Annotated in this window: 21 protein-coding genes; 12 read left to right on the top strand and 9 right to left on the bottom strand. The window is 61.4% G+C overall.

Annotated features, from left to right (window positions below):
- Positions 1 to 16: 16 nt before the first annotated feature.
- A complete protein-coding gene (locus RA302_RS23335) occupies positions 17 to 649 on the top strand; it encodes a TetR family transcriptional regulator (protein ID WP_007733896.1) in 633 nt (210 codons plus the stop codon).
- Positions 650 to 652: 3 nt separating this feature from the next.
- Here the strand turns inward: RA302_RS23335 and RA302_RS23330 are convergent, their stop codons facing one another.
- On the bottom strand, positions 653 to 1,411 hold the full coding sequence (locus tag RA302_RS23330; protein ID WP_030535265.1) for an SDR family oxidoreductase: 759 nt from the start codon (positions 1,409 to 1,411) through the stop codon (positions 653 to 655).
- 131 nt (positions 1,412 to 1,542) lie between these two features.
- Between RA302_RS23330 and RA302_RS23325 the strand changes: the two genes are divergently transcribed.
- Positions 1,543 to 2,283 carry a VIT family protein gene (locus tag RA302_RS23325; RefSeq protein WP_007733901.1) on the top strand — a complete coding sequence of 247 codons (741 nt, stop codon included), beginning with the start codon at positions 1,543 to 1,545 and terminating at the stop codon, positions 2,281 to 2,283.
- 54 nt (positions 2,284 to 2,337) lie between these two features.
- Here RA302_RS23325 and RA302_RS23320 read toward each other — a convergent pair whose 3' ends face one another.
- The 3 genes from RA302_RS23320 to RA302_RS23310 form a co-directional block, all read right to left on the bottom strand.
- Positions 2,338 to 3,228: a universal stress protein gene (locus RA302_RS23320; RefSeq protein WP_030535266.1), complete on the bottom strand. Its 891-nt coding sequence runs from the start codon at positions 3,226 to 3,228 to the stop codon at positions 2,338 to 2,340.
- A gap of 49 nt (positions 3,229 to 3,277) precedes the next feature.
- The gene (locus tag RA302_RS23315) at positions 3,278 to 4,813 is read right to left on the bottom strand and encodes a CYTH and CHAD domain-containing protein (RefSeq protein ID WP_030535267.1); all 1,536 of its coding nucleotides are present in this window, start codon (positions 4,811 to 4,813) and stop codon (positions 3,278 to 3,280) included.
- A gap of 75 nt (positions 4,814 to 4,888) precedes the next feature.
- The gene (locus RA302_RS23310) at positions 4,889 to 5,812 is read right to left on the bottom strand and encodes a pseudouridine synthase (protein ID WP_030535268.1); all 924 of its coding nucleotides are present in this window, start codon (positions 5,810 to 5,812) and stop codon (positions 4,889 to 4,891) included.
- Positions 5,813 to 5,952: 140 nt separating this feature from the next.
- Here RA302_RS23310 and RA302_RS23305 point away from each other — a divergent pair, with 140 nt between their 5' ends.
- The 8 genes from RA302_RS23305 (at position 5,953) to RA302_RS23270 (ending at position 15,538) form a co-directional block, all read left to right on the top strand.
- A complete protein-coding gene (locus RA302_RS23305; protein WP_037125783.1) occupies positions 5,953 to 7,980 on the top strand; it encodes a CocE/NonD family hydrolase in 2,028 nt (675 codons plus the stop codon).
- Positions 7,981 to 8,042: 62 nt separating this feature from the next.
- Entirely contained in the window at positions 8,043 to 9,287 is a 1,245-nt protein-coding gene (locus RA302_RS23300; RefSeq protein WP_030535270.1) for an aldolase/citrate lyase family protein, read from the top strand.
- A 3-nt stretch (positions 9,288 to 9,290) separates the two neighbouring features.
- A complete protein-coding gene (gene alc / locus RA302_RS23295; RefSeq protein ID WP_030535271.1) occupies positions 9,291 to 10,277 on the top strand; it encodes an allantoicase in 987 nt (328 codons plus the stop codon).
- 16 nt (positions 10,278 to 10,293) lie between these two features.
- Entirely contained in the window at positions 10,294 to 11,223 is a 930-nt protein-coding gene (gene puuE / locus RA302_RS23290; protein ID WP_030535272.1) for an allantoinase PuuE, read from the top strand.
- A 169-nt stretch (positions 11,224 to 11,392) separates the two neighbouring features.
- On the top strand, positions 11,393 to 12,304 hold the full coding sequence (locus RA302_RS23285; protein ID WP_030535273.1) for an SDR family NAD(P)-dependent oxidoreductase: 912 nt from the start codon (positions 11,393 to 11,395) through the stop codon (positions 12,302 to 12,304).
- 1 nt (position 12,305) lies between these two features.
- Complete coding sequence (locus RA302_RS23280; RefSeq protein WP_030535274.1) at positions 12,306 to 13,226, top strand: hypothetical protein; 921 nt, start codon at positions 12,306 to 12,308, stop codon at positions 13,224 to 13,226.
- Positions 13,223 to 14,710 (top strand): NAD(P)/FAD-dependent oxidoreductase, encoded by a 1,488-nt coding sequence (locus RA302_RS23275; RefSeq protein WP_030535275.1) that lies wholly within the window; start codon positions 13,223 to 13,225, stop codon positions 14,708 to 14,710. The genes RA302_RS23280 and RA302_RS23275 overlap by 4 nt, the downstream gene beginning before the upstream one ends.
- Positions 14,711 to 14,785: 75 nt before the next feature.
- Positions 14,786 to 15,538, top strand: coding sequence for a MerR family transcriptional regulator (locus tag RA302_RS23270; protein ID WP_030535276.1), 753 nt, complete (start codon positions 14,786 to 14,788; stop codon positions 15,536 to 15,538).
- A gap of 43 nt (positions 15,539 to 15,581) precedes the next feature.
- On the opposite strand, the gene RA302_RS23265 is transcribed toward RA302_RS23270, so the two are convergent.
- Entirely contained in the window at positions 15,582 to 16,337 is a 756-nt protein-coding gene (locus RA302_RS23265; RefSeq protein ID WP_030535277.1) for a class I SAM-dependent methyltransferase, read from the bottom strand.
- A gap of 82 nt (positions 16,338 to 16,419) precedes the next feature.
- A complete protein-coding gene (locus tag RA302_RS23260) occupies positions 16,420 to 17,667 on the bottom strand; it encodes an MlaD family protein (protein ID WP_030535278.1) in 1,248 nt (415 codons plus the stop codon).
- 341 nt (positions 17,668 to 18,008) lie between these two features.
- Here RA302_RS23260 and RA302_RS23255 point away from each other — a divergent pair, with 341 nt between their 5' ends.
- Both RA302_RS23255 and RA302_RS23250 read left to right on the top strand, forming a co-directional pair.
- Positions 18,009 to 18,320 (top strand): metalloregulator ArsR/SmtB family transcription factor, encoded by a 312-nt coding sequence (locus RA302_RS23255; protein WP_003940037.1) that lies wholly within the window; start codon positions 18,009 to 18,011, stop codon positions 18,318 to 18,320.
- A gap of 98 nt (positions 18,321 to 18,418) precedes the next feature.
- The gene (locus RA302_RS23250; RefSeq protein WP_030535279.1) at positions 18,419 to 19,594 is read left to right on the top strand and encodes an MFS transporter; all 1,176 of its coding nucleotides are present in this window, start codon (positions 18,419 to 18,421) and stop codon (positions 19,592 to 19,594) included.
- Here the strand turns inward: RA302_RS23250 and RA302_RS23245 are convergent.
- The 3 genes from RA302_RS23245 to RA302_RS23235 all read right to left on the bottom strand — a co-directional run bounded on the left by RA302_RS23245 (position 19,561) and on the right by RA302_RS23235 (position 22,703).
- Positions 19,561 to 20,289: an aspartate/glutamate racemase family protein gene (locus RA302_RS23245; RefSeq protein WP_007733934.1), complete on the bottom strand. Its 729-nt coding sequence runs from the start codon at positions 20,287 to 20,289 to the stop codon at positions 19,561 to 19,563. The genes RA302_RS23250 and RA302_RS23245 overlap by 34 nt on opposite strands.
- Before the next feature lie 5 nt (positions 20,290 to 20,294).
- Positions 20,295 to 21,869 carry an NCS1 family nucleobase:cation symporter-1 gene (locus tag RA302_RS23240; protein WP_007733936.1) on the bottom strand — a complete coding sequence of 525 codons (1,575 nt, stop codon included), beginning with the start codon at positions 21,867 to 21,869 and terminating at the stop codon, positions 20,295 to 20,297.
- A gap of 108 nt (positions 21,870 to 21,977) precedes the next feature.
- Positions 21,978 to 22,703: a GntR family transcriptional regulator gene (locus RA302_RS23235; protein ID WP_030535280.1), complete on the bottom strand. Its 726-nt coding sequence runs from the start codon at positions 22,701 to 22,703 to the stop codon at positions 21,978 to 21,980.
- Between the last annotated feature and the right edge of the window lie 26 nt (positions 22,704 to 22,729).

The following is a 22,729-nucleotide window of genomic DNA, read 5'->3' as shown; positions in this document are numbered from 1 at the left end:
AATAAGGGTTGTGGACATGGCAGGTGGCGACAAGGCAGACCAGTCGGTGGTCGAACGTAGCTCGGTGACCGGACGTCGTACGACGCCGTCGCAGCGAGCGCGTTTTCGCCGGATTGTCGACGCCGCAATGGAATCCGCCTCCGAAGGCGGCTACGACGCGGTGCAGATGCGATCGGTGGCCGATCGCGCCGGCGTCGCGATCGGCACTGTTTACCGGTATTTCCCGTCCAAGAACCACATGCTTGTCGTCGCATTGTTGTGGATGTTCGAGGGTTTGCGTGACAGATTCCAAGACTTTGTAATCCCGGGCGAGACTCCGTCGGACCGGATTCTGTTTGTGCTGCGCAAGAATACGGAGGTCCTCGAGACCGATCACCTCCGTTACGAAGCGTTGGTTCGGGCGTACATGTTCGCGGACGCGTCGGCGACCCCGGAACTCAACGCGCTCGGTGGGGTCGTGACCGAGATGTTCGCGAAGGCGATCGGTGTCGAGGAAGTCTCGCAGCAGCAGTTGGACGCGGTGAAGGTGATCGACGACGTCTGGATGTCGAGTCTCGTCTCGTGGGTTGCGGGCCGGATGACGACGGACGAGGTGATGGCGCACCTGGAACTTGCCGTGCGACTGGTCTTTCGCAAGTTGGGCGGATAGCGCTCAGACGGTGTAGCCACCGTCGACGTTGAGCTTCTGACCGCTGATGAATCCGGCCGCGTCGCTTGCGAGGAAACATACTGCTTCGGCGATGTCGGCAGCTGATCCGAAGCGCTTCAACGGGATTCGGCTCATCGTCACGTCGAGCGCGCCTTGGTCGAGTTCGGCGGAGCTGATCAGGCGCTCCGCCATTCCGTCCGTCAACATGCCTGGTCCTACAGCGTTGAACCGGACGCCGTAGCGTCCTTCCTCTGCGGCGAATCCGCGAACAAGTTGTTCGACAGCCCCTTTGGTGCCAGCGGAGAGTCCGTCGCGCACGGGAAAGCGATCCGTTGCCGCGGTTGTCACCGCCACCACCGAACCCGAGGATGCACGCAGCGCAGGCAGGGCGGTGTGGACGAGGGTGAAGAACGCCGCGGCCTCCTGGTTGAGTTGTTCGGTGAAGAACGCCGGCGTCACACGTGAGAGGTGCGTCATCGGGACGTGCGGTCCCGCAGCGTGGACCAGCGTCGTCAATGTGCCCAGATCATCGACCGCATCGTTGACGGCGGCGCTGATCGACAACTCGTCGGTCAAGTCGAGAGCGTACGAGTGGGCGCGCACGCCATGCGCTCGAATCTGCTCGCTCAGTTGCTCGGCAGCGCCCTTGTTGTTTCGGTAGGTGAAGGCGACGTCGTGTCCGCGTTCGGCAAGGGTCAGGGCGATCGCCGACCCGATTCCACCGGTTCCGCCGCTGACAAAAGCGGTGCGTACTGCGCTCACAATGCCTCCAGATGTCTGCCGATTTCAAACCTAACAAATGCTTGGTTGGGGTGCCAATCGGAATATATCAGTGCGCGAAGGACAGGCTCAGATTGCTATCGCAACCGGACTGATCGTCCTAATCTGTTGCCATGTCCGGAGACAGTGTGCAGTTGACCGACGGGGCGCCCGGTGGGGAATCGGAACCTCACGCACCGAGTTTGAACAATCGCCTCAACTGGCTGCGTGCAGGTGTTCTGGGTGCAAACGACGGAATCGTCTCGACCGCAGGTCTCGTGGTCGGTGTTGCGGCAGCCACGACCGAGCGCTCCGCGATCTTCACAGCAGGTTTTGCTGGACTGGTTGCCGGCGCTGTGTCCATGGCGTTGGGCGAGTACGTCTCGGTCAGCGCTCAGCGGGATACCGAACGCGCACTCCTGCAGAAGGAGAAGAAGGAACTCCTCGAGACCCCGGAGGCTGAACTTCAGGAACTGACCGAGATCTACGAGAACAAGGGATTGAGTCCGGAGACGGCCCGCCGCGTCGCCGAAGAATTAACCGAGCACGACGCCTTCGCGGCGCACGTAGAAGTCGAATTGGGTATCGATCCAGACGATCTCACCAATCCGTGGCACGCGGCGATTTCGTCGGCAATCTCGTTCACGATCGGCGCGGCGATCCCGTTGGTCGCAATTCTGGTGCCGCCGACAGGCATCCGCGTCCCTATCGCATTTTTCGCGGTGCTGATCGCACTTGCGCTGACCGGGACGATCAGCGCGACGCTCGGCGGAGCTCGCAAGACCAGAGCGGTGCTACGCGTGGTGATCGGCGGCGCGCTGGCCATGGCCGTGACGTACGGAGTAGGTCAGCTGGTGGGCACGGGTCTCGCCTGACCCCTGCTGTGCGCCTTTATTAACCGCGGGGGGTTAATAAAGGCGCACAGCAATTCAGGCGCGACAGATCATGACCGGCCCTGGCGCATGGTGCAGCAGATTCTGGCTGGTGGAGCCCATCACGGCGCCCGCCATCGCACTGCGGCCGTGACTTCCGACAACTATCAACTGTGCGTCGTCGGCGTATTTGAGCATGACGGGAGCAGCGGCACCGGGTTCACTGATGCGGGTGACCGGCACGTCCGGGTACTGGTCGGCCATACCGGCTAGATTTTCCGCCAGTAGCGCCGATTCCTCCTGCTCGACAGCCTCCCAGTCGATCAGGATTCCCGCTCCGCCTTCGCGGAAGGTGGACGAGCCCTGCCAGGTGTGGACCGCGATGAGCGGCGCGTCGAACTGATCGGCATAACGAAACGCGTACTCGACGGCCTTCTTGCTCAACGCGCTTCCGTCGACTCCGACGATGACGGGACGCTGATCCGGACCGGGATTCTCCGCCGAACCACGCCACACGGTGACCGGACAGGTTGCATGATTGGCCACCTTCAGTGCGGTCGATCCGAGCAGCCGTGAGCGCAGTGCGCCCGATCCGGTCGACCCCATCACGATCAGGCGTGCGGTACCCGAGGATTCGAGGATATGCGTCGACGCCGGCCCTGGCGCGATCTCGGATTCGATGGTCAGTTCGGGGAATTCGGCCGAAATCACCGTGGCGGCGGCATCGACGATCGCTTCGCCGTCTTCGCGGATCTGACTGAGGAACTGTGACTGCAACATCACTGCAGCGGGACTGTAGATCGGGCCCTCTTGCGGCAGGGCGTGCGCCAGAATCAGTCGTGAGTTCACCGCGTTCGCGACGGAGGCCGCCCACCGGGCCGCCGCCGTCGAGGCCTCGGATCCGTCGATACCGGCGACGATATCCTGGTGTCCTGCAAGTGTGTTCATGTCTACTCCCTCTGAAATGATCGAGATCGGTCGACTGGTTACAGCGACGTCACCAGAGTGACGATGCTGACTTCACGGCTTCCTTCCACGTCTTGCGTAGCAGGGTCGATTGCCCGTCGGCTATTTCCAGTTCTCGTCGGTAGGCCATGCCCAATCCGAAACTGGTGAGCGAGGTATGCTCCTGCTCGGCTGCCATTGCAAGTAGATGATGTTGGGCGACAACGGAATCCTGGTGCTCGCCGAGAACATCCTGGAAGTGGCTGAAATGCTTCAGTGCACGCTTCGCTCGGCTCTTCGACACGGGTTCCATGACCTCGATCGCGTACTTCATCCGCTTGGCTCCCTTGCGGGCGCGGTGCATTCGCTCGTCACGCTCGGTGCGGCTATCGGCATCGAAGACGTGATCGACCCGCTTACCGACCTTGTGTGCCAGGTGCCGCAGGGTATGGGCCAACTCTCGTGCCGATGCCTTCTTTCCGACGCGGTGGGTGGCGGTGTCGAATTCGAGGTCGCCGACGTACTCGTCGAGGCGATCGAGCAGCGTGGTGTATCGCTCGGAATCGAGCGCCTCGAGGGCTGTTTCCTGGGCGGTTTCACCACGTGCAGAGAAGAACTCGTCGATTCGAGCTCGCACAGCTTCTCGCTCGGGCATCTCGTCGATTTCGCCGAGGCGTTCCACAAGACGCTCCCACTGGACCTCGACGTCGCGGGCGTCACCGAACTTTCCACCGATCCACCGCAGATCCGTGATGAGATCGTCGGTCTTGGGGGAGTGGCCGGCGTACGACTGCAGAGCGCTGCGGATGCGACGTGCCGCAACCCGGAAGTCGTGAACGGCTTCGTCGTCGGCCCGACGCGTGCCGAGATCCGCGGCGACCAGTGCGCGCAATTGTTCGATGAGGTAATTACGCAACAGAATCCGCGGATTCGACGCCTTGCCCGAGGTGACCTCGTGACCGGCGTACGGTGTGACCGACGTGCCCAGTGCTCGTTTGAGTTTGGACGGACTCGCAGAGCGCTCCAGCCCGGCGTCCAGTAGAACCGACTCGATTGCATCGGCCAGCTCTTGCCCGCCTGCGCCTTGTTCGACCTCGACTTCCTGCCACGTCGACTCTCCGGAACCGTCTGCCTTGCAGGCGATGACGGTGTCGGAGACCACTTCGGCAAGCAGCACACCGTTTTCGCCGTTGAGCCTGGTGCGCTCCCGATCGGTGATGATCAGGGCGACCGGCACCAGATCGTGACCGCGAATGATCGCCCGGATCAGACTCGACAGCGGCGAGGGCACATCGGTGCTCTCGTCCGGGGGAAGTTGGATTTCGGTTCGAGCGTCCTGGCCTGCGGGAAGTTTCATGTGCCACCCCGCGTCGTCGCCACCCTCACGCTTGCGCAGCGTGATCTTCTCGGCCAGCAACCGGTAGTCCGCGGTGTCGAAGTAGGTGGCAGAGAGCTGTATCGAGTCGTGGACCGGTTCGCCGACAACACCGGGAAGTCCGCCCAAGGCGGGAACTTCCTGCTCGGCCGGCGCCTCGTACTTGCGCTCGATCTCCCGTACGGCTTCGGGTACGACGGCGGTCTTGCTCATCTGGTCTCCTCTTGCGGTGCGGTCTGCGCTTCCATCCTCCCGGTATCGGAGGCGCAGTGGAAGGGTCCGGGGTCCCTACGGCGAGTCGCCACTGCCTGATTCGTCCGGCCAGGACAGGGTCCGCCGACTTTCGAACCGTTGCAGCCGGCCGGTCGTGGGATCCTCGAACTCGAGAACCTTCGACAGCAGGCGCAGCGGGTTCGAATAATCCTCTGCGGCAACGTCGTAGAAGTCGGGATAGAAGTTGTCGCCGTGGATCGGTAGCCCGAGCGAGGTCATGTGCAGGCGAAGTTGATGGGTCTTGCCGGTATGGGGAATCAACCGGTACCGCGCGAAGCCGTCTCGCGTTTCGATCAGTTCGATCCGCGACTCGCTGTTGGGTTCGCCCTCGATCTCCGCGGCCTTGAGCACGCCGCGTTCTTTCACGATGCGACTGCGCACGACCACGGGAGTGCTCACCTGCGCGTCGTAACGCGCGATGGCCTCGTATTCCTTGGCGACGCGGCGCTCGGCGAACATGGTCTGATAGCCGCGCCGGGCCGACTGATGCACGGTGAACAGCAGCAGTCCCGCCGTGACGCGGTCGAGGCGATGCGCTGGACTCAACTCCGGCAAATCGAGATCTCGACGCAACCGCACCAAGGCCGATTCGGCGATGTATCGCCCGCGGGGCGTGCTCGCGAGAAAGTGCGGCTTGTCCACGACCAGGATGTTTTCGTCCCGATAAAGGATGTCGATCTCGAACGGCACCCACGTTTCGACGGGAGGGTCGCGGTACAGGTAGACGAACCGCCGGGGAGCAAAAGCGCTCGTCTCGGTGATTCCGACACCCTTCTCGTCGACGACCTCCCCGGCTGCGACCTTCTCCCGCAATCGGACGGCGTCCTGGGGGAACCGTTCGAGCAGGTAGTCGAGCGTCGTCGTCCACATGCCGTCGTCTGGCTGACGGATGCGACTGGGGTTCAGGCCGTCGCGGACGGGAAGCGGTGATCGTGACACATCTTCAAAGCTAGCCGTCCGGTCGGCATTCAGACCTATTGACGACATATGGGACGGAAGTTACTATCCGGTAAGTTCGTGACACCGGTCACTGTCGTGGGGGCAGGGCTGGGTCATCACAACAGAAAATTGGGGTTTTCGTGAGGACACGACTTCTACGTCGAAGGTCGACAACGATTGCGGTGGGGCTGTGCGTCGTGGGATTGACGGTGCCGAGCGCCGTCGCTTCTGCGGATCCGACGGGAGGGTCGGACGGGCAGGCCTGGCTCGCGGCAACGGAGGCGACGCCGCAGTATCCGGGGGTCTCCATCGAGTGGGACGTGCCCATCACGATGAGTGACGGCACAGTTCTGCAAGCGAATGTGTACCGACCGGCGGATGCATCCGGGCGGGCCGTGGAATCGAAGACGCCTTCGGTCCTCAACATCACGCCGTACACGAAACTGCTGGACACACTGGTGGATTCAGCTCTGTCGATCCCGCAGGTCGGTGAGACGCTGATGGACGTTGCGAACTCGCTCGACCTCGCGGCGCCGTTCGACGGCGTGTCGGAGTTGACGGGCGTCATCGCCGGCGGAGGCGCCAGGGTTCTCGGCGTCAACCGTGATCTGGTCCAGAACGGATACACGCAGGTAGTGGTCGACGCACGTGGAACCGGCTTCTCCCAAGGTAATTGGGACGTGCTCGGTAAGCGCGAGCAACAGGATTCGGTCGAGGTCATCGACTGGATGAGCAAGCAGGGGTGGTCCGACGGGAAAGTAGGGATGGCGGGCATCTCGTACTCCGCGATCAACTCGGTGCAGGCGGCGAGCAACAATCCATCTGCACTGAAGGCGATCTTCCCGGTCGAACCTGGCAACGATCTGCTGCGCGACATCGTCGGAACCGGTGGCGGCCTCGGAGTCGGGTTCATGCCGTTGTGGTTGACCGCGGTCAACGGGCTCAAACTCATCCCGAACGTTCAGGACATCCTGCAAGGAAACTTCGATCCCCTGTGGTTGGCGAGCCGCCTCGAGGATCCCGGTACGCTGATTCCCGAACTGGTGCAAGCGATGACGGCTCAGAGAATCGAGGACGTGTCACCGTCGACTCTGCAAGTCGCGCAAGACGGGCAGTTCTATCAGGACCGAGCCGCTGACGTCGGCAACATCGCCGTTCCGACGATGGTCTACGGCGGTTGGCACGACATCTTCGCCAACAGTGAGCCGCGGATCTACAACGGAATCGATCTGCCGCCCGGGCAGAAGCAGTTGATCATGGGGAACGGCTATCACGTCACTCCCGGTGGAGGATTCGGCAAGGACGGTGCGCCGCCGCGCCTCGACCTGCTCGAACGTGCGTGGTTCGACAAGTGGCTCAAGGGCATCGACAACGGAATCGATCGTTACGGTCCGGTGACGATGTTCCAGCAAGGCGGCGGATGGATCACGGACGATCAGTTCCCGCGAGCCGGTGCGAGCTACGAACGTATGTATCTGAACTCTGCGCCCAGCGGTACTGCCGCCCACGCAGCGCACGACGGTTCGCTGACGAATGACCCGCCCAGTGCCGCAGCGCGATTGACAGTCGCACCAGGACTGCGAGGCTTCTGCTCCGGTGACGGAACTCAGGGAACTGCCGGGATCTCCGTGGTGCTCGGTGCGACGTGTTCCAAGGATTCCCGATTCCAGGAAGCGGAGGGCCTGACGTTCACCGGTGAGGCAGTGACGGAGCCGACCTCACTCTCGGGCCCGATCAACGTCCACCTCGAGACCGTCCTGGACGCGACGGACGGATTCTGGGCAGCGACGGTCAACGACGTAGCACCGGACGGAACATCGACACCGATCACGAACGGCGCTCTGACTGCGTCGCTGCGGGCAGTCGACGATTCGAAGAGCACTCGCTCGGCCAACGGTGACTACAGTGAACCGCACCACTATCTGACGATCGACACGCGTCAGCCGGTGGTTCCCGGTGAGGTCACCACCGTCGACATCAACATGCTTCCGACGGACGCAGTGCTGCAACCGGGGCACCGGCTCCGCGTCGACGTCTACGCTGCCAGCGTGCCGCGATACCTGGCGCTCGGCCCGATGCTCGCCGACAGCCAACTCAAACCGCAGCACATCGAGTTGGCTGCAGACCGGCCGAGCTTCGTCAACGTTCCGTTCGTCGGGGGCCGCTGACTCGGATTGGATCGGCGGCGTGAGAACCTGCGGGCTCGCGGACGTTCTGAGAAGATCGTCCGATGACAGAATCCCGACTCTCCGCCGCCGTCCACGATCGTCTGGACGGACTTCTGGATCCGGTGGACGAGCGGCTCGCGGCGCAGTACCCGGGAAACCGTGACGAGATCCAACCCGTGCACACGATTTACGTCAGTGCCGCGGATGCAACCGTCGACACCCCTCGACTCTGGGGTGAGCAGGCGATCGCGCTTCTCGATTCCCATGCTCATGTGTTCGCCGATCTCGACACGGAGAATGCGCTCGCTGATGTGCGAGTTCAACTCGGCCGCAAGCCGGTCCAAGACTTTCGGATCGATTTCGAGGACGGGTACGGACGCCGCAGCGACGAAGAAGAAGACGATGCAGCGACGTCGGCCGGACAGACGCTTGCCGCGCTCAGCGCTGATCCTGCCGGGCCGAACTGGAGTGGAATCAGGTTCAAGGGGTTGCCGGCCGGTGAGCGTCGGCGCTCGATCAGGACGCTCGAGCTTGTGCTCGACGCGGCCGGCAGAGTGCCGGACGGATTTGTCTTCACCGTTCCCAAACTGCGCGCGGTGGAGCAGGTCACGGCGACGGTGTTGCTCTGCGAAGAGCTGGAGAAGGCGCACGGACTCGAGCTCGGTTCGCTTCGGTTCGAGTTGCAGATCGAGAGCCCGCAGGCGGTCATCGCGGCCGACGGAACGGTGGCAGTTGCTCAGGCCATCCATCGCGGTGCCGGTCGTCTGACCGGTTTGCATTACGGCACTTACGATTACAGTGCAGCTTGCGGAATTGCATCGCGTCATCAGTCGCTCGAACATCCGGTGGCAGACCACGCAAAGGCTGTCATGTTGGCTGCTGCCGCGCAGACCGGCGTCTGGGTGTGCGACGGGTCGACTCAGGTCGCGCCTATCGGGAGCGCCACGGCGATCCGCGACGCGATCACTCGGCACCATCGCCTCGTCACGCGGTCCCTGGAACGCGGTTACTACCAGGGGTGGGACATGCACCCTGGGCATCTGGTCACCCGCTGGCTCGCCACGTTCGGCTTCTATCGCAACGCGCTCGGCGCCGCTGCCCCGCGCATCCAGTCGTACTTGGGGCGCCAAGGTGGCGACGTGATGGACGAACCTGCAACCGCCCAGGCGCTCGCAGCGGTGGTACTGCGCGGGCTCGACGCGGGGGCTTATCCGGAATCCGAAGTTCTCCGGCTCGCCCCGAGCGCCGACACCAACGCACTCCGTCACCTCGTAGGACGCACCACACCGATCACAGGAGAACACTGACCGATGAGCACCACCGAATTCACCTTGCTGCCCGATCTCGCACTGCGCACCCTCGGCGGAGCCGTCATCTGGGCGAACGACGAGGCGTTTGCCGAGCGTGAGGCCCTGATCCGCCCAGGCAAGGCCGGGTACCAGCCGGCGACGTTCGGTCACAAGGGGCAGGTGTACGACGGTTGGGAGACGCGTCGCCGCCGGGTGGCAGGCCATGACGAGGCGATCGTTCGACTCGGTGTTCCCGGAGTGGTGCGAGGCGTCGTGGTCGACACCGCGTGGTTCAAGGGCAATTACCCGCCCGAGATCTCGGTGGAAGCAATCTCGGTCGACGGGTATCCGGATCCCGCCGACCTGGCCGGATCCGGCGAGTGGACAACCATCGTCGAGCGCTCGACCGTGCACGGTGACTCGGAGAATCCGTTCTCGGTGGCGTCGGAGGAGCGGTGGACGCACGTCAAGCTGACCATTTACCCGGACGGCGGCGTGGCGAGATTCCGTGTTCACGGCGAAGCGCGGCCGGACCCGCGTTTCCTCGATGCCGGGCCGTTGGACCTCGCAGCACTCGAAAACGGTGGCCGCGTGACCGATTGCTCCAACATGTTTTACAGCTCACCGCAGAACATCCTGTTTCCCGGACGCGCTGCTTCGATGGGTGACGGGTGGGAGACCGCCAGGCGCCGCGACAACGGAAACGACTGGGTGCAAGTACAACTCGCGGGTGAAGGCGTGCTGAGTTTCGTCGAGATCGACACCTCGTACTTCCTCGGAAACAGTCCAGGTGAGGGCGCTCTGACCGGGCGGACGTCGGAGGGGGAGTGGATCGAACTGTTGCCGCGCACGACGCTGCGTCCGGATACGCGCCATCGCTTTCCGATCGATTCCGAAGTCCAGGTCACCGATGTTCGTCTGGACATCTTCCCGGACGGTGGCCTGGCGCGGCTGAGAGTCTTCGGCGTACTCACCGACGCTGCTCGCGCTGTGATCTCCGGGCGCTGACGGTAAAGTTGTTGGCATGAGCGACTATCCGCGCGACGACTATCCCCGGGACATGGTGGGGTACGGCCCTCATCCGCCGCATCCGCACTGGCTCGGCGACGCGCGGATAGCGGTTCAGTTCGTGCTCAACTACGAAGAGGGAGCCGAGAACAACGTCCTGGACGGGGACGCGGCTTCGGAAACATTTCTGTCGGAAATGACTCCGGCAGAGGCATTTCCGAATCGACACATGAGCATGGAATCGCTGTACGAGTACGGCTCACGGGCCGGGTTGTGGCGTGTACTGCGAACCTTCGAGCGGCGAAACCTGCCTCTCACGGTCTTTGCGGTGGCGCGGGCGATGCAGCGTAACCCCGAAGCAGTCAGTGCTTTTCAGGAGTTGGGCCACGAGATCGCGTGCCACGGATTACGTTGGAAGTCTTACCAATCCGTGGACATCGAGCGCGAACGCGCTGACATGGCCGAGGCGGTGCAGATTCTGCGAGATCTGACGGGTTCGGCGCCTCTCGGTTGGTACACCGGGCGCGATTCACCGAACACCCGCGAATTGGTGGTCGAGCACGGCGGCTTCGTCTACGACTCCGATTCGTACGCCGACGATCTGCCGTACTGGGTCGACGTTCCGCGTGGCGCAGAATCGGTGAAGCACCTGGTCGTTCCGTACACCCTTGACACCAACGACATGCGTTTCGCCTCTCCCGCAGGATTTCCCAGCGGTGATCAGTTCTTTGCGCACCTACGCGATGCCTTCGACGTGCTGTATGCGGAGGGGACGGCCGGATCGCCCAAGATGCTCTCGATCGGGTTGCACTGCCGCATAGTCGGCCGCCCTGCCCGTGCGGCCGCTCTCGAGCGATTTCTGGACCACGTGCAGTCGCACGAGAAGGTCTGGATCGCGCGGCGCATCGACATCGCCGAGCACTGGAAGACCGCGCACCCCGTTTAGATCACGGTCGGTCGACAAAAGACTTCATTCGAGCAGTCCGGGTACTGGTTCGACTGCCGCGTATTCCGCCATCGAATTCTAGGCCATTGACAACTGGCACGGTTGTGGATGACTCTTTGGAGATGGAGAAACACACAGCAGTCGAAGCGTCTTCAAGGTGAGCCGACCGGTGCCGACCAAGAAACCGACCAAGAACCGCGGATCGAAGGTGTCCCACAATGCCCGCGCAGTGGTGACCGGCGCCGGCAGCGGAATCGGCCGTGCCTTTTCGTTGGAGTTGGCGCGCAGAGGCGGTGAGGTGATCTGCGCGGATATCTCGCTGGAACGGGCCAAGGAAACAGTGGCACTCATCGATGAGATCGGTGGTACCGCGCACGCAGTCAAATGCGATGTGTCAATTCGTGAGCAGGTTCAGGACCTGGCGTTGTTCGCGGAACTCGAACTTGCGGGTCCGCTTTCGTTGGTGATCAACAATGCCGGGGTGGGTATCGGTGGAAAACCGGTGGGCGAGATCGGTTTCGACGATTGGGAGTGGGCACTCGGGATCAATCTGTGGGGTGTCGTGCACGGCTGTGAGATATTTGCTCCACAACTGCGTGCGAGCGGCGCCGGGGGATTCATCAACGTGGCCTCGGCTGCTGGGTTTGCGGCTGCGCCGCTGATGGCGCCCTACAACGTCGGTAAAGCCGCCGTGATGTCGCTCTCGGAGACCTTGTCCGCTGAACTTGCCGGTACGGGAGTGCGGGTGACGGTGCTGTGTCCGACCTTCGTCAAGACAAATGTTGCTCTCGACGGCCGAATCACCGCGGAAGCAACACAATTGGCGCAAGCGTTGATGCGGCGAACCGGCTTTTCGCCGGAGCGCATCGCCGTCACCACTCTCGACGCCTACGACAAGGGTCGACTCTACGTGGTGCCGCAGTTCGATGCGAAGGTGATCTGGCGACTCAAACGGTATCTACCCGTTGCATACACGTGGGGCTGTGGAGTTCTCAATCGCTTTGCACCGAAACAGAAGTCGGGATCATCTGGAACTTCGGCGGCGCCGGAGACGAACTCGCCGAGCACGAAAGGAGCGTGACATGTCCTTCGATTTCGACGGCATGCTGCACAAGATCAAGGACCGCCAATGGGCTCTGGTGGACATCGACTGGGATGCTCCGGGCGCCGAGACGATCAGTCCAGAGCTTCATGCGAAGCTGAAACCGTTCATGTCGGACCTGATGTGGATCGAGAACGTCGGTGCCCGTGGCTTCGCTGCGATGGCTCTCAAGGCGCCGACTGAAACTCTCCGAGACATCTATCGGCATTTCCACGCCGAGGAACAGAAGCACGCCAACGCCGAACTCGCGCTGATGCGTCGGTGGGGAATGCTGGACGGCGACGAGATGCCCGAGCCCAACATCAACGTCAAGCTCGTCATCGACTGGCTGGACAAGCATTCCGACGGTTTGTCGCTCTCGATTCTCGGGACCGTCATACCGATGCTCGAGGTGGCGCTCGACGGAGCCCTGGTCAAGTTCATCATGGACGAGATCGAGGATCCGGTCTGTCAGGCTGTGTTCAAGAAGATCAATGCAGACGAGTCCAGGCATCTGGCGGTCGATTTTGCGGTGATCGAGATGCTCGGGCACTCGACGACGCGCAAGCTCGTTGTCGAAACCGTCGGCGCCTGGTTGAATCCGGCGTTGATCATCGGGACACTTCGCTACATCCCGCTGCTGAACAAGATGCGCGACAACATCGTCGACATGGGAGTGAACGAGGAACGGCTCTACACCGCGATGAAGCGATTCAGGAACGTAGGCGAACGGAGTCCGGCCGCGCTCCGCGTCCCGATGTATCGGGTGGTGAAGTGGCACGGCAACATGGTCATCAATCGCAACCATCCCTACCATCTGCTTGCCGATCGGATGGTCAAGGTCACTGGCCGACTTTCCGGCAGCAGGCTCAATTCCGAGCCGACCTGGGCCAAGGAACTTACGTACGAGCCACTCGCATGAGTACTGCCGAGCCACTGTCAGTGGCGATCATCGGTGGAGGTTTCGCAGGAATCGGAGCGGCGATTCGGTTGAAGCAGAACGGTATCGAGGACTTCGTCGTTCTCGAACGCGGCACGGAGGTCGGCGGGACGTGGCGCGACAACACGTATCCGGGAGCTGCGTGCGACATTCCGTCCCGTCTGTACTCGTACAGTTTCGCCCCGAACCCGGACTGGTCGCACACCTACTCGGCCAGCGCGGAGATCCTCGGCTACATCCGAACGATGGTGAAAGAGTTCGGCCTCGAGCCGAAGATTCGGTTTCGGTGCAACGTCACGGGCGTCGAGTGGGACGAGCAGACAGGTGTCTGGGCGATCGCGCTCGAGGGCCGTGAAGCGGTCATTGCCCGGACCGTCGTCATGGCGTCCGGTCCGCTGGCGAACGTCAGCTTTCCTGCTGTTCCGGGTTTGGAGAGCTACGAAGGACACAAGATTCACAGTGCTCGCTGGGACCATGACTACGACTTCACCGACAAGCGGGTCGCAGTGATCGGAACCGGAGCCAGTGGCGTCCAGATCGTCCCGGAACTCGTGAAAACTGCACGATCAGTGAAGGTTTTCCAACGAACACCGGGATGGGCATTGCCGAGAGCAAACCTACGCACCCGATCTCGCACGAAGGATCTGTACCGTCGTCATCCGGTCGTCCAGACTCTGGCGCGTCGGGCTTGGTACTGGGGACACGAATCGGTAGCTCTCGGGGTGGTGTGGGAATCCCCGTTGACGAGGGTGGTGGAAACAGTCGGGCGTCTTCATCTGCGCATGCAGGTGAAGGACCCGTGGTTGCGGCGACAACTCACTCCCGACTTTCGGGCAGGGTGCAAGCGGTTGCTGATGACCAGCGAGTATTACCCGGCTCTCCAGCAAGACAATTGCACACTCGTGACCTGGCCGATCGCGAGATTGGCGCCACATGGCATTCGCACGGTCGAAGGGATCGAGCATCAATTCGACTGCATCGTCTTCGCCACCGGCTTCGACGTTTGCAAGACCGGAACACCGGTCCCGATCATAGGCCGGGACGGACGTGTGCTCGCTCAGGAGTGGAAATCCGGGGCGCGTGCGTACAAGAGCATTGCGGTATCCGGTTATCCCAACCTGTATTTCACCTTCGGACCCAACTCGGGTCCGGGGCACAGTTCCGCCCTTGTGTACATGGAAGCGCAACTCGACTATCTCGCCCAAGCGATCAAGATCGTTCTCGAGCGCGACCTCAAGGCACTCGATGTTCGTCAAGATGTCGAAGATGCGTACAACGTCGAGTTGCAGCGTCGGCTGTCGAAGACCACGTGGAACTCGGGATGTTCGAGTTGGTATCTCACCGACGAAGGATTCAATGCCACTATGTTTCCCGGTTTCGCGACCCAGTACGTGAACCAATTGAAATCGGTGGATCTTCGGGACTACACGACCACGGTGCGCGAGAAAGACACCGCGCAGACCTGATCCCGGGTTCTGATCGGCCTGGTGTTGCCACTAAGTTGGAATCGTGACGACCGACGCGGCAGAGGAGACGAGGCGGTGACCGAGTACCGCATCGACGATCTAGCGCGCGCTGCGGGCACCACCTCGCGGAATGTACGGGCATATCAGGAACGTGGATTGCTTCCTCCGCCGGAGAAGCGTGGGCGGGTAGGCATCTACGGCGACGCGCACCTCGAACGCCTCAAGCTGATCGACACGCTTCTTCAACGAGGTTTCACCACTGCGCATATCGACGACTTCATCACCGGGTGGGAAAGCGGGAAAGACCTGACAGAGGTGCTGGGTCTGCAGCACGCGGTCACCGAACCATGGTCCCGCAGCGACACCGTGAGTATCGAGATGGCCGTCGTACGCGAGTTTCTCGGGGGAGATGCAGATGGTCAACTGGATCGTCTCGTAGATCTCGGACTGGTACAGATCGAAGGAGAGAACTGCGTTTTCACCGATCCTGCTTTGCTCAGCGGATTTTCGAGTCTCCTCGACTACGGTTTCACTCTCGATCAACTGGTCGATGTGCACGAAAAGCTTCACAACGCTGTGGACGGGATCGCCAAAGACCTGATTCAGGCGGCGAAGGATCGCATCGTCGATCAGCACGGGGTCGGTTGGCTCCCGGAGGGCGACGAGGTTGCCGGAACAGCCGAGATGCTCCAGACGATGCGTGAACTCGGTGTGGCGTCGGTACATTCGGCACTGGCCCGGGCACTCGACGCGAACCTTCAGCGTGAACTCGGCGACTATCTTGCCGCTGCGATCGGCTCGCGGAGCGACGCCGACGAGTCCGACTAGCAGCATCGATCACGTTCGGGATGTGCGGCCCGTCGCGGTGCGCTCAGCTCTTGCGTGCCTCGATCAGGAATCGACTCGAGTGCGCGACAAAAGATCCGTCGCGACGGATCTGCTGATCGAGTTCGCGGAGCCGGTCCCGATACTGCGCGACGGTGAATCCCGGAACCATCCAGATCACCTTGCGTAAGAAGTAGACAACGGCGCCGATGTCGAAGAATTCCATGCGCAGACGCTCGAAACGAAGGTCGACGACGGTGAGCCCGGCCTCAATCGCGTCGGCAGTTTCGTCCTCGTGGTGCCGTCCGCGACGAGCCTGCGGCTGAGGACCGAGAAAGTACTCGACCAGTTCGAACACGCTGGCGTGACCCACATGTTGAGCGAAGTACGTTCCTCCCGGTTCGAGTACCCGCGCGATTTCGGTCCACCACACCGTCGCTGGGTGTCGGCTGGTCACCAGGTCGAAAGCCGAATCGGCGAACGGTAGCGGCGGCTCGTCCGGATCGGCGACCACCACCACACCTCGGGGACGCAGAAGGGCGGTGGCCTTGGCGATGTTCGGTGGCCAGGATTCGGTTGCTGCCATCACCGGCGGGAGTGACGGTGCAGCGGCGAGGACTTCGCCGCCGCCGGTCTGGATGTCCAATGCGGCGCCGGCGCGGCCGAGACGTTCACCCATCAGCCTCTGGTACCCCCACGACGGACGCTGCTCCGTGGCGCGTCCGTCGAGCCACGAGAAATCCCACCCGTCGACGGAGGCGGATTCCGCTTCGGCGACAAGTTCGTCGAAACCTCGTGACATGCTCTGTGACTCGCCTTCAGGCGTTCCTTCCGACATCACATCATCATCGTCGCGGAGGGTCGACGGTGCCAGTTGTTTACGGCTACTTCGGGGTGGCGCCGAGCATCGGTGCGAGTTGAGTGGCAATCGGGTTCAGGTTGAGCTTGTCCGGGTCCACCTTGGGCTTGCCGTCCCACGGTTGCGAGGTGTTCGGGTCGGCGAACGCGATGCGGTTGGCGCTACGAACTCCCGTTTCGCTGCCCTGAGGTGCCTGGCAGTTGGCGGCAGTGTTCAACGGGAAGTTCTGCGTCGTGTCGTCGAAGTTCGGGTCCTTGCGCTTCATCTCGTCGAGGATCGCCATGGTCCCTTCGTAACCGACGGTGCACGAGAGCGGGTTGTTGGTCTCGAGTACCAAGCCCAGATGTACTGTGCCGTCTCCCGGTGCAACGGTGGGCGCCGCCCCGGCGAGCGCAGGCAGGAAGAGCAGGAAGGGCTGCAGCGAGGGCAGTGTCGGTGCGGCTGCCGCTGCAACGGCGGAGAGGTTGGAGAGGTTGGTCGTGAGCGCGGGGCCGGCTTCGGTGACGAGAGAGCCGACTTGTTCGCTGGCTGGTATGCCGTTGTCGATCACGCGTCGGATGTCGGGGTCGCTGGTGCGCAATTGCGCCGTCAGTGCGTCGAGGTCGGTGCTGAACTGCTTGATCGCCGACGATTGATCGGACTGGGTCGTGAGCACCGTCTGGCTGTCGCGGATCAGTCCGAGGGTCTGGGGAAGGGTGTCGAGGCCCGACTGGGAGATCCCCGACAGCGAGTCGGCAAGTACCTGCAGATCTTCGCCCTTGCCGTTGAATGCCGCGCCGAGTTCTTTCGCGACGGTGTGGAGTGCGTCGACCGGAACGGAGTGCACCAGACCGTTGGCGCTGGTCAAGACATTCTCGATCGGGATCGGCGTGGTTGTGTCGCCCACGGCGATCACCGAGCCGTCTTCGAGGAACGGGCCCTGGTCGGTATCGGGCTGAAGGTCGACGTACTGCTCGCCGATGGCTGAGCGATTGGCCACCACGGCCCGCGCGGATGCGGGAATCTGCGGAGCACTGCTGTCGATCAACAGGTCGACTTCGATTCCGTCGGACGTGAGCGACATGTCACCGACGCGTCCGACGGGTACACCGCGATAGGTCACTTCGGCGTTGGTGAAGATGCCACCGGACGTCGCCAGTTCGGTTTTGACCGTGTATTGGCCGAATCCCAGAAGATTGTCCAGCCGTACGTATTTCGCTCCGACATAGATCAAGCCCAGGAGTGCAACCACGACGAGGGCGACCAGCTGCCATTTGGCGAGCTTCGACATCACCATGAGGTGACGACCCTGAACTGATGCGGTGTGTTCATGGTTCGACTCCCGAATGACAAGCCGGGTACGGCTGGTGTTGAGCGAATTGTGTTCACCCACGGACGTTCTGAGGTGAACCGGAAACTTCCGGCAATTCGTTGTTGGCGATAACTATAAACAAGTCGTCACAGATAGAAAGTCGGCGCTGAGATTTCCGCAGGTCGTCGAAACGTAAGTGTCGCAGCTCACTTCGAATGCGTCGATGTGATGCAGACGGCTTTCGGTCCGGATCGGGCTTGACTTCGCCAAACATATCCACAAAAGTAGATGCGTTCCGGTTGTCGTGCAGAGGGGTGTGGTCCATGGATGCTTTGGCGATCTTCAAGGCGCTGTCCAACCCGACTCGCCTGCAGATCATGGAGTGGCTCGCGCATCCGGCGAAGTATTTCGACGAGGACTCGTATACGCAGCAGGATCTCGGGTTTCACATCGGAGTCTGTGTCGGTGACATCCAGGGGCGATCGGGACTTGCCCAGTCGGTGATCTCGGGGTACCTGCAGGGCATGAAAGACGTGGGTCTGCTCGAGTCCGAGCGCATCGGGAAGTGGACGTATTACCGACGAAACGAATCCGTGATCGGCCAGTTCAGGGAATTCGTTCGCGAAAAGCTGTAGCGGCCGAATTGCCCTCGTCGGCTGGGTTGTTCAACCAAATATATCTACATATCTAGATATGTAACTGTCTTGTGTGACGTAGTAGTGAGGAGTGTGTCGTGAAGTCGAAATTGTTGATACCGGTTCTGGCGTTGGGTGTATTCGGAATCATCACTACGGAGATGGGCATTATCGGGGTTCTGCCTCAGATCAGCGAAAAGTTCGGTATCACCGCGTCGACTGCCGGATGGTTGGTCGGTGTGTTTGCACTCGTCGTGGCGGTGACCGGTCCGTTCACAACGCTGATCACCTCGGGAATCAACAGGAGAACCGTTCTGTTGGTGGCGATTGCAGTCTTTGCGGTCTCCAATGTGGTGTATGCGACCACATCGAGTTTCGAGGTGATGTTTGCATTTCGGATCATCCCCGCCGTGGTTCATCCGGTCTTCTTCGCTGTCGCGCTTGCAAGTGCGGTTCGTCTGGTATCGCCGGAACAGGCGACCGCCGCGGTGACCAAGGTATTTGCAGGCGTCACAGTCGGATTCGCGTTCGGCGTGCCCTTGACGTCCTATTTGGCCGAGAACTTTTCGGTGTCGACAGCATTCGTGTTCGGCGCCGTGGTCAACGTTCTCGCGTTTTTCGGGATTGTCGTACTTCTGCCCTCGGCTCCTGTGACACAACGCCTGTCGTACGGTGCACAGGTCGGGATACTTCGCCGGCCGCGCGTGTGGTTGACCATTCTTTCCGTCGCCTTCGTCTTCGCAGCCATGTTCTCGGTGTACGGATACTTTGCCGAATACCTCGGCGAAGTGACCGGCATGAGCGGATCGTGGATCAGCGCGATGCTCTTGGCTTTCGGTGTCGTGATGATCTTCGGCAACTTCGTCTTCGGGGCTCTGCTCGCCAAGGGGGTGGTGCGCACGGTTGTGGCATTTCCCTTGCTGTACATCGTCGTCTACGTGATGCTCTATCTGGCGGGCCCGTACTTCGGCGCGATGGTTGTAGCCGTGTTGGTTTGGGGTGTAGTGCATTCCGGTGGACTGGTGGTTTCGCAGAGCTGGATGGGGCGAGACGCAGTCGACGCGCCTGAATTCGGCAACAGCCTTTTCATCTCGTTCTCCAACCTGGGGATTACGCTCGGCACTGCGGTCGGTGGACTGTTTCTCGCGCATTTCGAAACCCGCCAATTAGTCTGGGCTGGAGTATTGTTCGCGATCCTGGCGCTGCTGGTGACAGGTGTTCGACTCTCGCTCAGGCACGCTCACAGCGAGAACGGTGTCAGTGTACCGGTGTAGTTCTTGGGAAGTGGCCGTGCGAACTCGCCGCGTGAACTGGTCGACAGTCCGAGGGTGACCAACGACTGAACCATCGTGACCCCAGCGGCAACGCCGTCGACTACCGGGACACCCAGTTCGTCGGACAAGTCCTGGCACAGGTCCGCCATGCCGGCGCAACCCAGCACGAGGACGTCCGAGTCGTCTTGCTCCAATGCGTCGAAACAGGCTTCCAAGATCACCTTTCGCGCGTCGGGATCACGATCGAGTTCCAGAACCGGAATCTCGCAGGAGTGGATACCCCGGCACCGAGCCTGCATGCCGTACCGGTCCACCAGATCGGCTGCGCGGCCGCGGGTTCGACCGAGAGTGGTCACGATGCTGAATCCGCGACCCAGGAAACTTGCGTAGTTCATGGCCGCTTCGGCAACAGCTACGACGGGGCCCTTGGCCAACTCTCGGGCTGCATCAAGACCTGGGTCACCGAAGCAAGCGATGACGTAGCCGTCGACTTCGTTCTTTTCTCCGGCGGCGATCTCGGTCAGGATTCCGGGGACGCTGAGAGCTTCGTCGTAGTGGCTTTCGATCGACGCGGGACCCATGGCAGGGCTGACAGCCTCGACGAATGTGCCCGAGCCTGCGACGGTCCGGGCACATTCCTCGATCTTGGCGGTCATCGCCCACGTGGTGTTAGGGTTGATCACCTTGATTCTCATGACGATCAGTCGACCGTCACAGTGTCGGGAGAGGAAGCATTCCGGACAGCTGAGGAAGAGCGCGCGGCGAGTAGGTAATAGACGGTGAATCCGAGCCCACAACCGATGAACCAGCTGTACTGCGCTGCGGTGTACATCCCGGTGAGGTCCTTGCCCAGGACCGGGACCATCGCGACGACGGCTCCCACCACGGTGGCGATCACTGCAGCAGGGTTGTATCCCTTGCTGTACCAGTAGGTTCCGGTCGGCGACATGCTGAACAGTTCGTCGACGATGACCTTCTGCTTGCGCACGAGGTAGTAGTCGGCAATCAGAATTCCGAACAGCGGACCGATGAAGGCTCCGAGGGTTTCGAGTGTGTAGTGAATGACGTCCGGATTGTTGTACAAGTTCCACGGCGTGATGAGGATCGAGCCGATCGCTGCGATCATTCCGCCGGCGCGCCAGCTGATCTTCTGCGGACTCACGTTGGAGAAGTCGAAGGCCGGGGAAATGAAGTTGGCCACGATGTTGATGCCGATCGTGGCGATGGTGAAGGTGAGTGCGCCGAGAACGATGGCGAAGGTGCTGTCGATTCGTGCAACGGTCGCAACGGGATCGGTGATCAGTTCGCCGTACACCGGCAGCGTCAACGATGCAGTGACGACGACCAACACCGAGAATACGAGGAAGTTCAACGGCAAACCGAGGAAGTTGCCCTTCTTGACGGCAGCGAACGACTTTCCGTAGCGGGAGAAGTCGCCGAAGTTGAGCATCGGTCCGGAGAAGTACGAGACAACCAGAGCGATCGCACCGAGCATGACCGGCACGGCGTCGAACCCCGAGTACTTGACGTCGCCGAGCGTGAGATCGATGGCGCTCCAGCCTGCCTTGTAGATCAGGTAGCCGCACAGCATGAACATCACGACATACACAGCCGGCCCGCAGAAGTCGATGAAGCGGCGGATCGATTCCATGCCTCGCCAGAAGACACAGGCCTGAAGTACCCACAGGAGCATGAAACTTCCCCAGCCCAGTGCGGAGAGTCCGGCGAATCCGTAGTCTTCGACGACGGCATAGGGCGCGAGTGACGGAAAGAGTTTGATCAGTACGACATCGAGGGCTGCTGAAGCGAGGAAGGTTTGAATTCCATACCAAGCCACGGCAATCAGGCCACGAATGATTGCCGGGATGTTCGCGCCGAGGACGCCGAACACGCTGCGGCAGATCACCGGATACGGCACGCCGGTAACTTGGCTGGGCTTGGCGACGAGATTGCAGAAGAAGTAGACGATCGTGATACCGACCAGCAGGGCGACGAGTACTTGCCAGCTGGCCAATCCCAGTGCGAAAAGACTACCGGCAGTGACATATCCGCCGACGCTGTGTACGTCGGACATCCAGAAGGCGAAGATGTTGTACGACGACCAGGTCTGCTTGCGAAGCGGCGCCAAGTCCTCGTTGGTCAAACGAGGGTCGTAGCCCGGCTTGATCAGGCCGCTTCCGACAGGGTGACCCGCGGCTTCGACAAGGTCACCCGATCCGCTTTCCTTTGGGGGAGTGGGGGTAGTGGTCGTTCGGGACGGAAGAATGTCGGTCATGACAGCTCCTGTGCATCAGTGCAGGAAATCAGCGGACGGTGCCACGAGCTCTCAGCGTCAGTGATGAAAACTGTGTTGAGAGAAAGGTATCGATGCTGTGTTGCACGACTATTGCGTGATCGGTATATCTTTTTCGGCCAATAGACCGGTGTCTGTCGGTAGAGTCGCGATCACGGTATTGAGTCGGCGATGATGGATTTCGGAAGCGCTCAGAAGTGCGGATGCGTCCCGACGCAGGAATGCGTCCAGCATCGCGGTGTGATCCGAGTGCAGAACCCGGCGATCGACGCCGGCAACATGGACCATCGGCTGTACTGGTTCGGTGATGTTCCAGGCAGCTTCGAACATGTGCAGAAGTCGAAGCATCTGAGACGGTCGGGTCAGTGCGAGATGAAAGTTTCGGCTCTCGCAGTGATAGGACTGAGAGTCGTCGTAGCGCAATGCGATCTCCAAACGGGAGTTCACCTCGACGGCGTGTTCGTGATCCTCTTCGGTTGCCTGCTCGACGGCGACGGCCAATGCAGCTGATTCGAGAGTTTCGCGGACGATGTACATCTCTCGCAGTTCTGCCGGCGTCAGCTGAGCAACGGTGTAGCCGAATTGATGTCGATGGTCGACCAAGGACTCTCCGACCAGTGTTTTCAGTGATTCCCGCACAGGTATTCGACTGACACCGAACACATCAGCCACGTCGCCGAGAGGAATCGGGGTACCCGGAGGCGCCGAACCCGACAGAATCACTCGCCGCAGTTCGTCGAGGATCGTTTGTTGTGGACTTCCGGGAGCATCGATTACCAGTTGCGTCAGCAGTACCGATCTACGGCGCGGCGGCATGTCGCTCTCCCTTCGTCTGTCTGCCA

The organism is Rhodococcus sp. DN22 (assembly GCF_036669995.1).
In the GTDB taxonomy this organism is placed as follows: Bacteria; Actinomycetota; Actinomycetes; order Mycobacteriales; family Mycobacteriaceae; genus Rhodococcus_F; species Rhodococcus_F erythropolis.
This window is presented reverse-complemented; position numbering and strand designations above follow the sequence as displayed.

Coding starts and splice junctions, on each gene's coding strand:
- RA302_RS23335 (WP_007733896.1), top strand. CDS start 17: ATGGCAGGTGGCGACAAGGCAGACCAGTCGGTGGTCGAACGTAGCTCG.
- RA302_RS23325 (WP_007733901.1), top strand. CDS start 1,543: ATGTCCGGAGACAGTGTGCAGTTGACCGACGGGGCGCCCGGTGGGGAA.
- RA302_RS23320 (WP_030535266.1), bottom strand. CDS start 3,228: ATGAACACACTTGCAGGACACCAGGATATCGTCGCCGGTATCGACGGA.
- RA302_RS23315 (WP_030535267.1), bottom strand. CDS start 4,813: ATGAGCAAGACCGCCGTCGTACCCGAAGCCGTACGGGAGATCGAGCGC.
- RA302_RS23300 (WP_030535270.1), top strand. CDS start 8,043: ATGACAGAATCCCGACTCTCCGCCGCCGTCCACGATCGTCTGGACGGA.
- alc (WP_030535271.1), top strand. CDS start 9,291: ATGAGCACCACCGAATTCACCTTGCTGCCCGATCTCGCACTGCGCACC.
- puuE (WP_030535272.1), top strand. CDS start 10,294: ATGAGCGACTATCCGCGCGACGACTATCCCCGGGACATGGTGGGGTAC.
- RA302_RS23280 (WP_030535274.1), top strand. CDS start 12,306: ATGTCCTTCGATTTCGACGGCATGCTGCACAAGATCAAGGACCGCCAA.
- RA302_RS23275 (WP_030535275.1), top strand. CDS start 13,223: ATGAGTACTGCCGAGCCACTGTCAGTGGCGATCATCGGTGGAGGTTTC.
- RA302_RS23265 (WP_030535277.1), bottom strand. CDS start 16,337: ATGTCACGAGGTTTCGACGAACTTGTCGCCGAAGCGGAATCCGCCTCC.
- RA302_RS23255 (WP_003940037.1), top strand. CDS start 18,009: ATGGATGCTTTGGCGATCTTCAAGGCGCTGTCCAACCCGACTCGCCTG.
- RA302_RS23245 (WP_007733934.1), bottom strand. CDS start 20,289: ATGAGAATCAAGGTGATCAACCCTAACACCACGTGGGCGATGACCGCC.
- RA302_RS23240 (WP_007733936.1), bottom strand. CDS start 21,869: ATGACCGACATTCTTCCGTCCCGAACGACCACTACCCCCACTCCCCCA.
- RA302_RS23235 (WP_030535280.1), bottom strand. CDS start 22,703: ATGCCGCCGCGCCGTAGATCGGTACTGCTGACGCAACTGGTAATCGAT.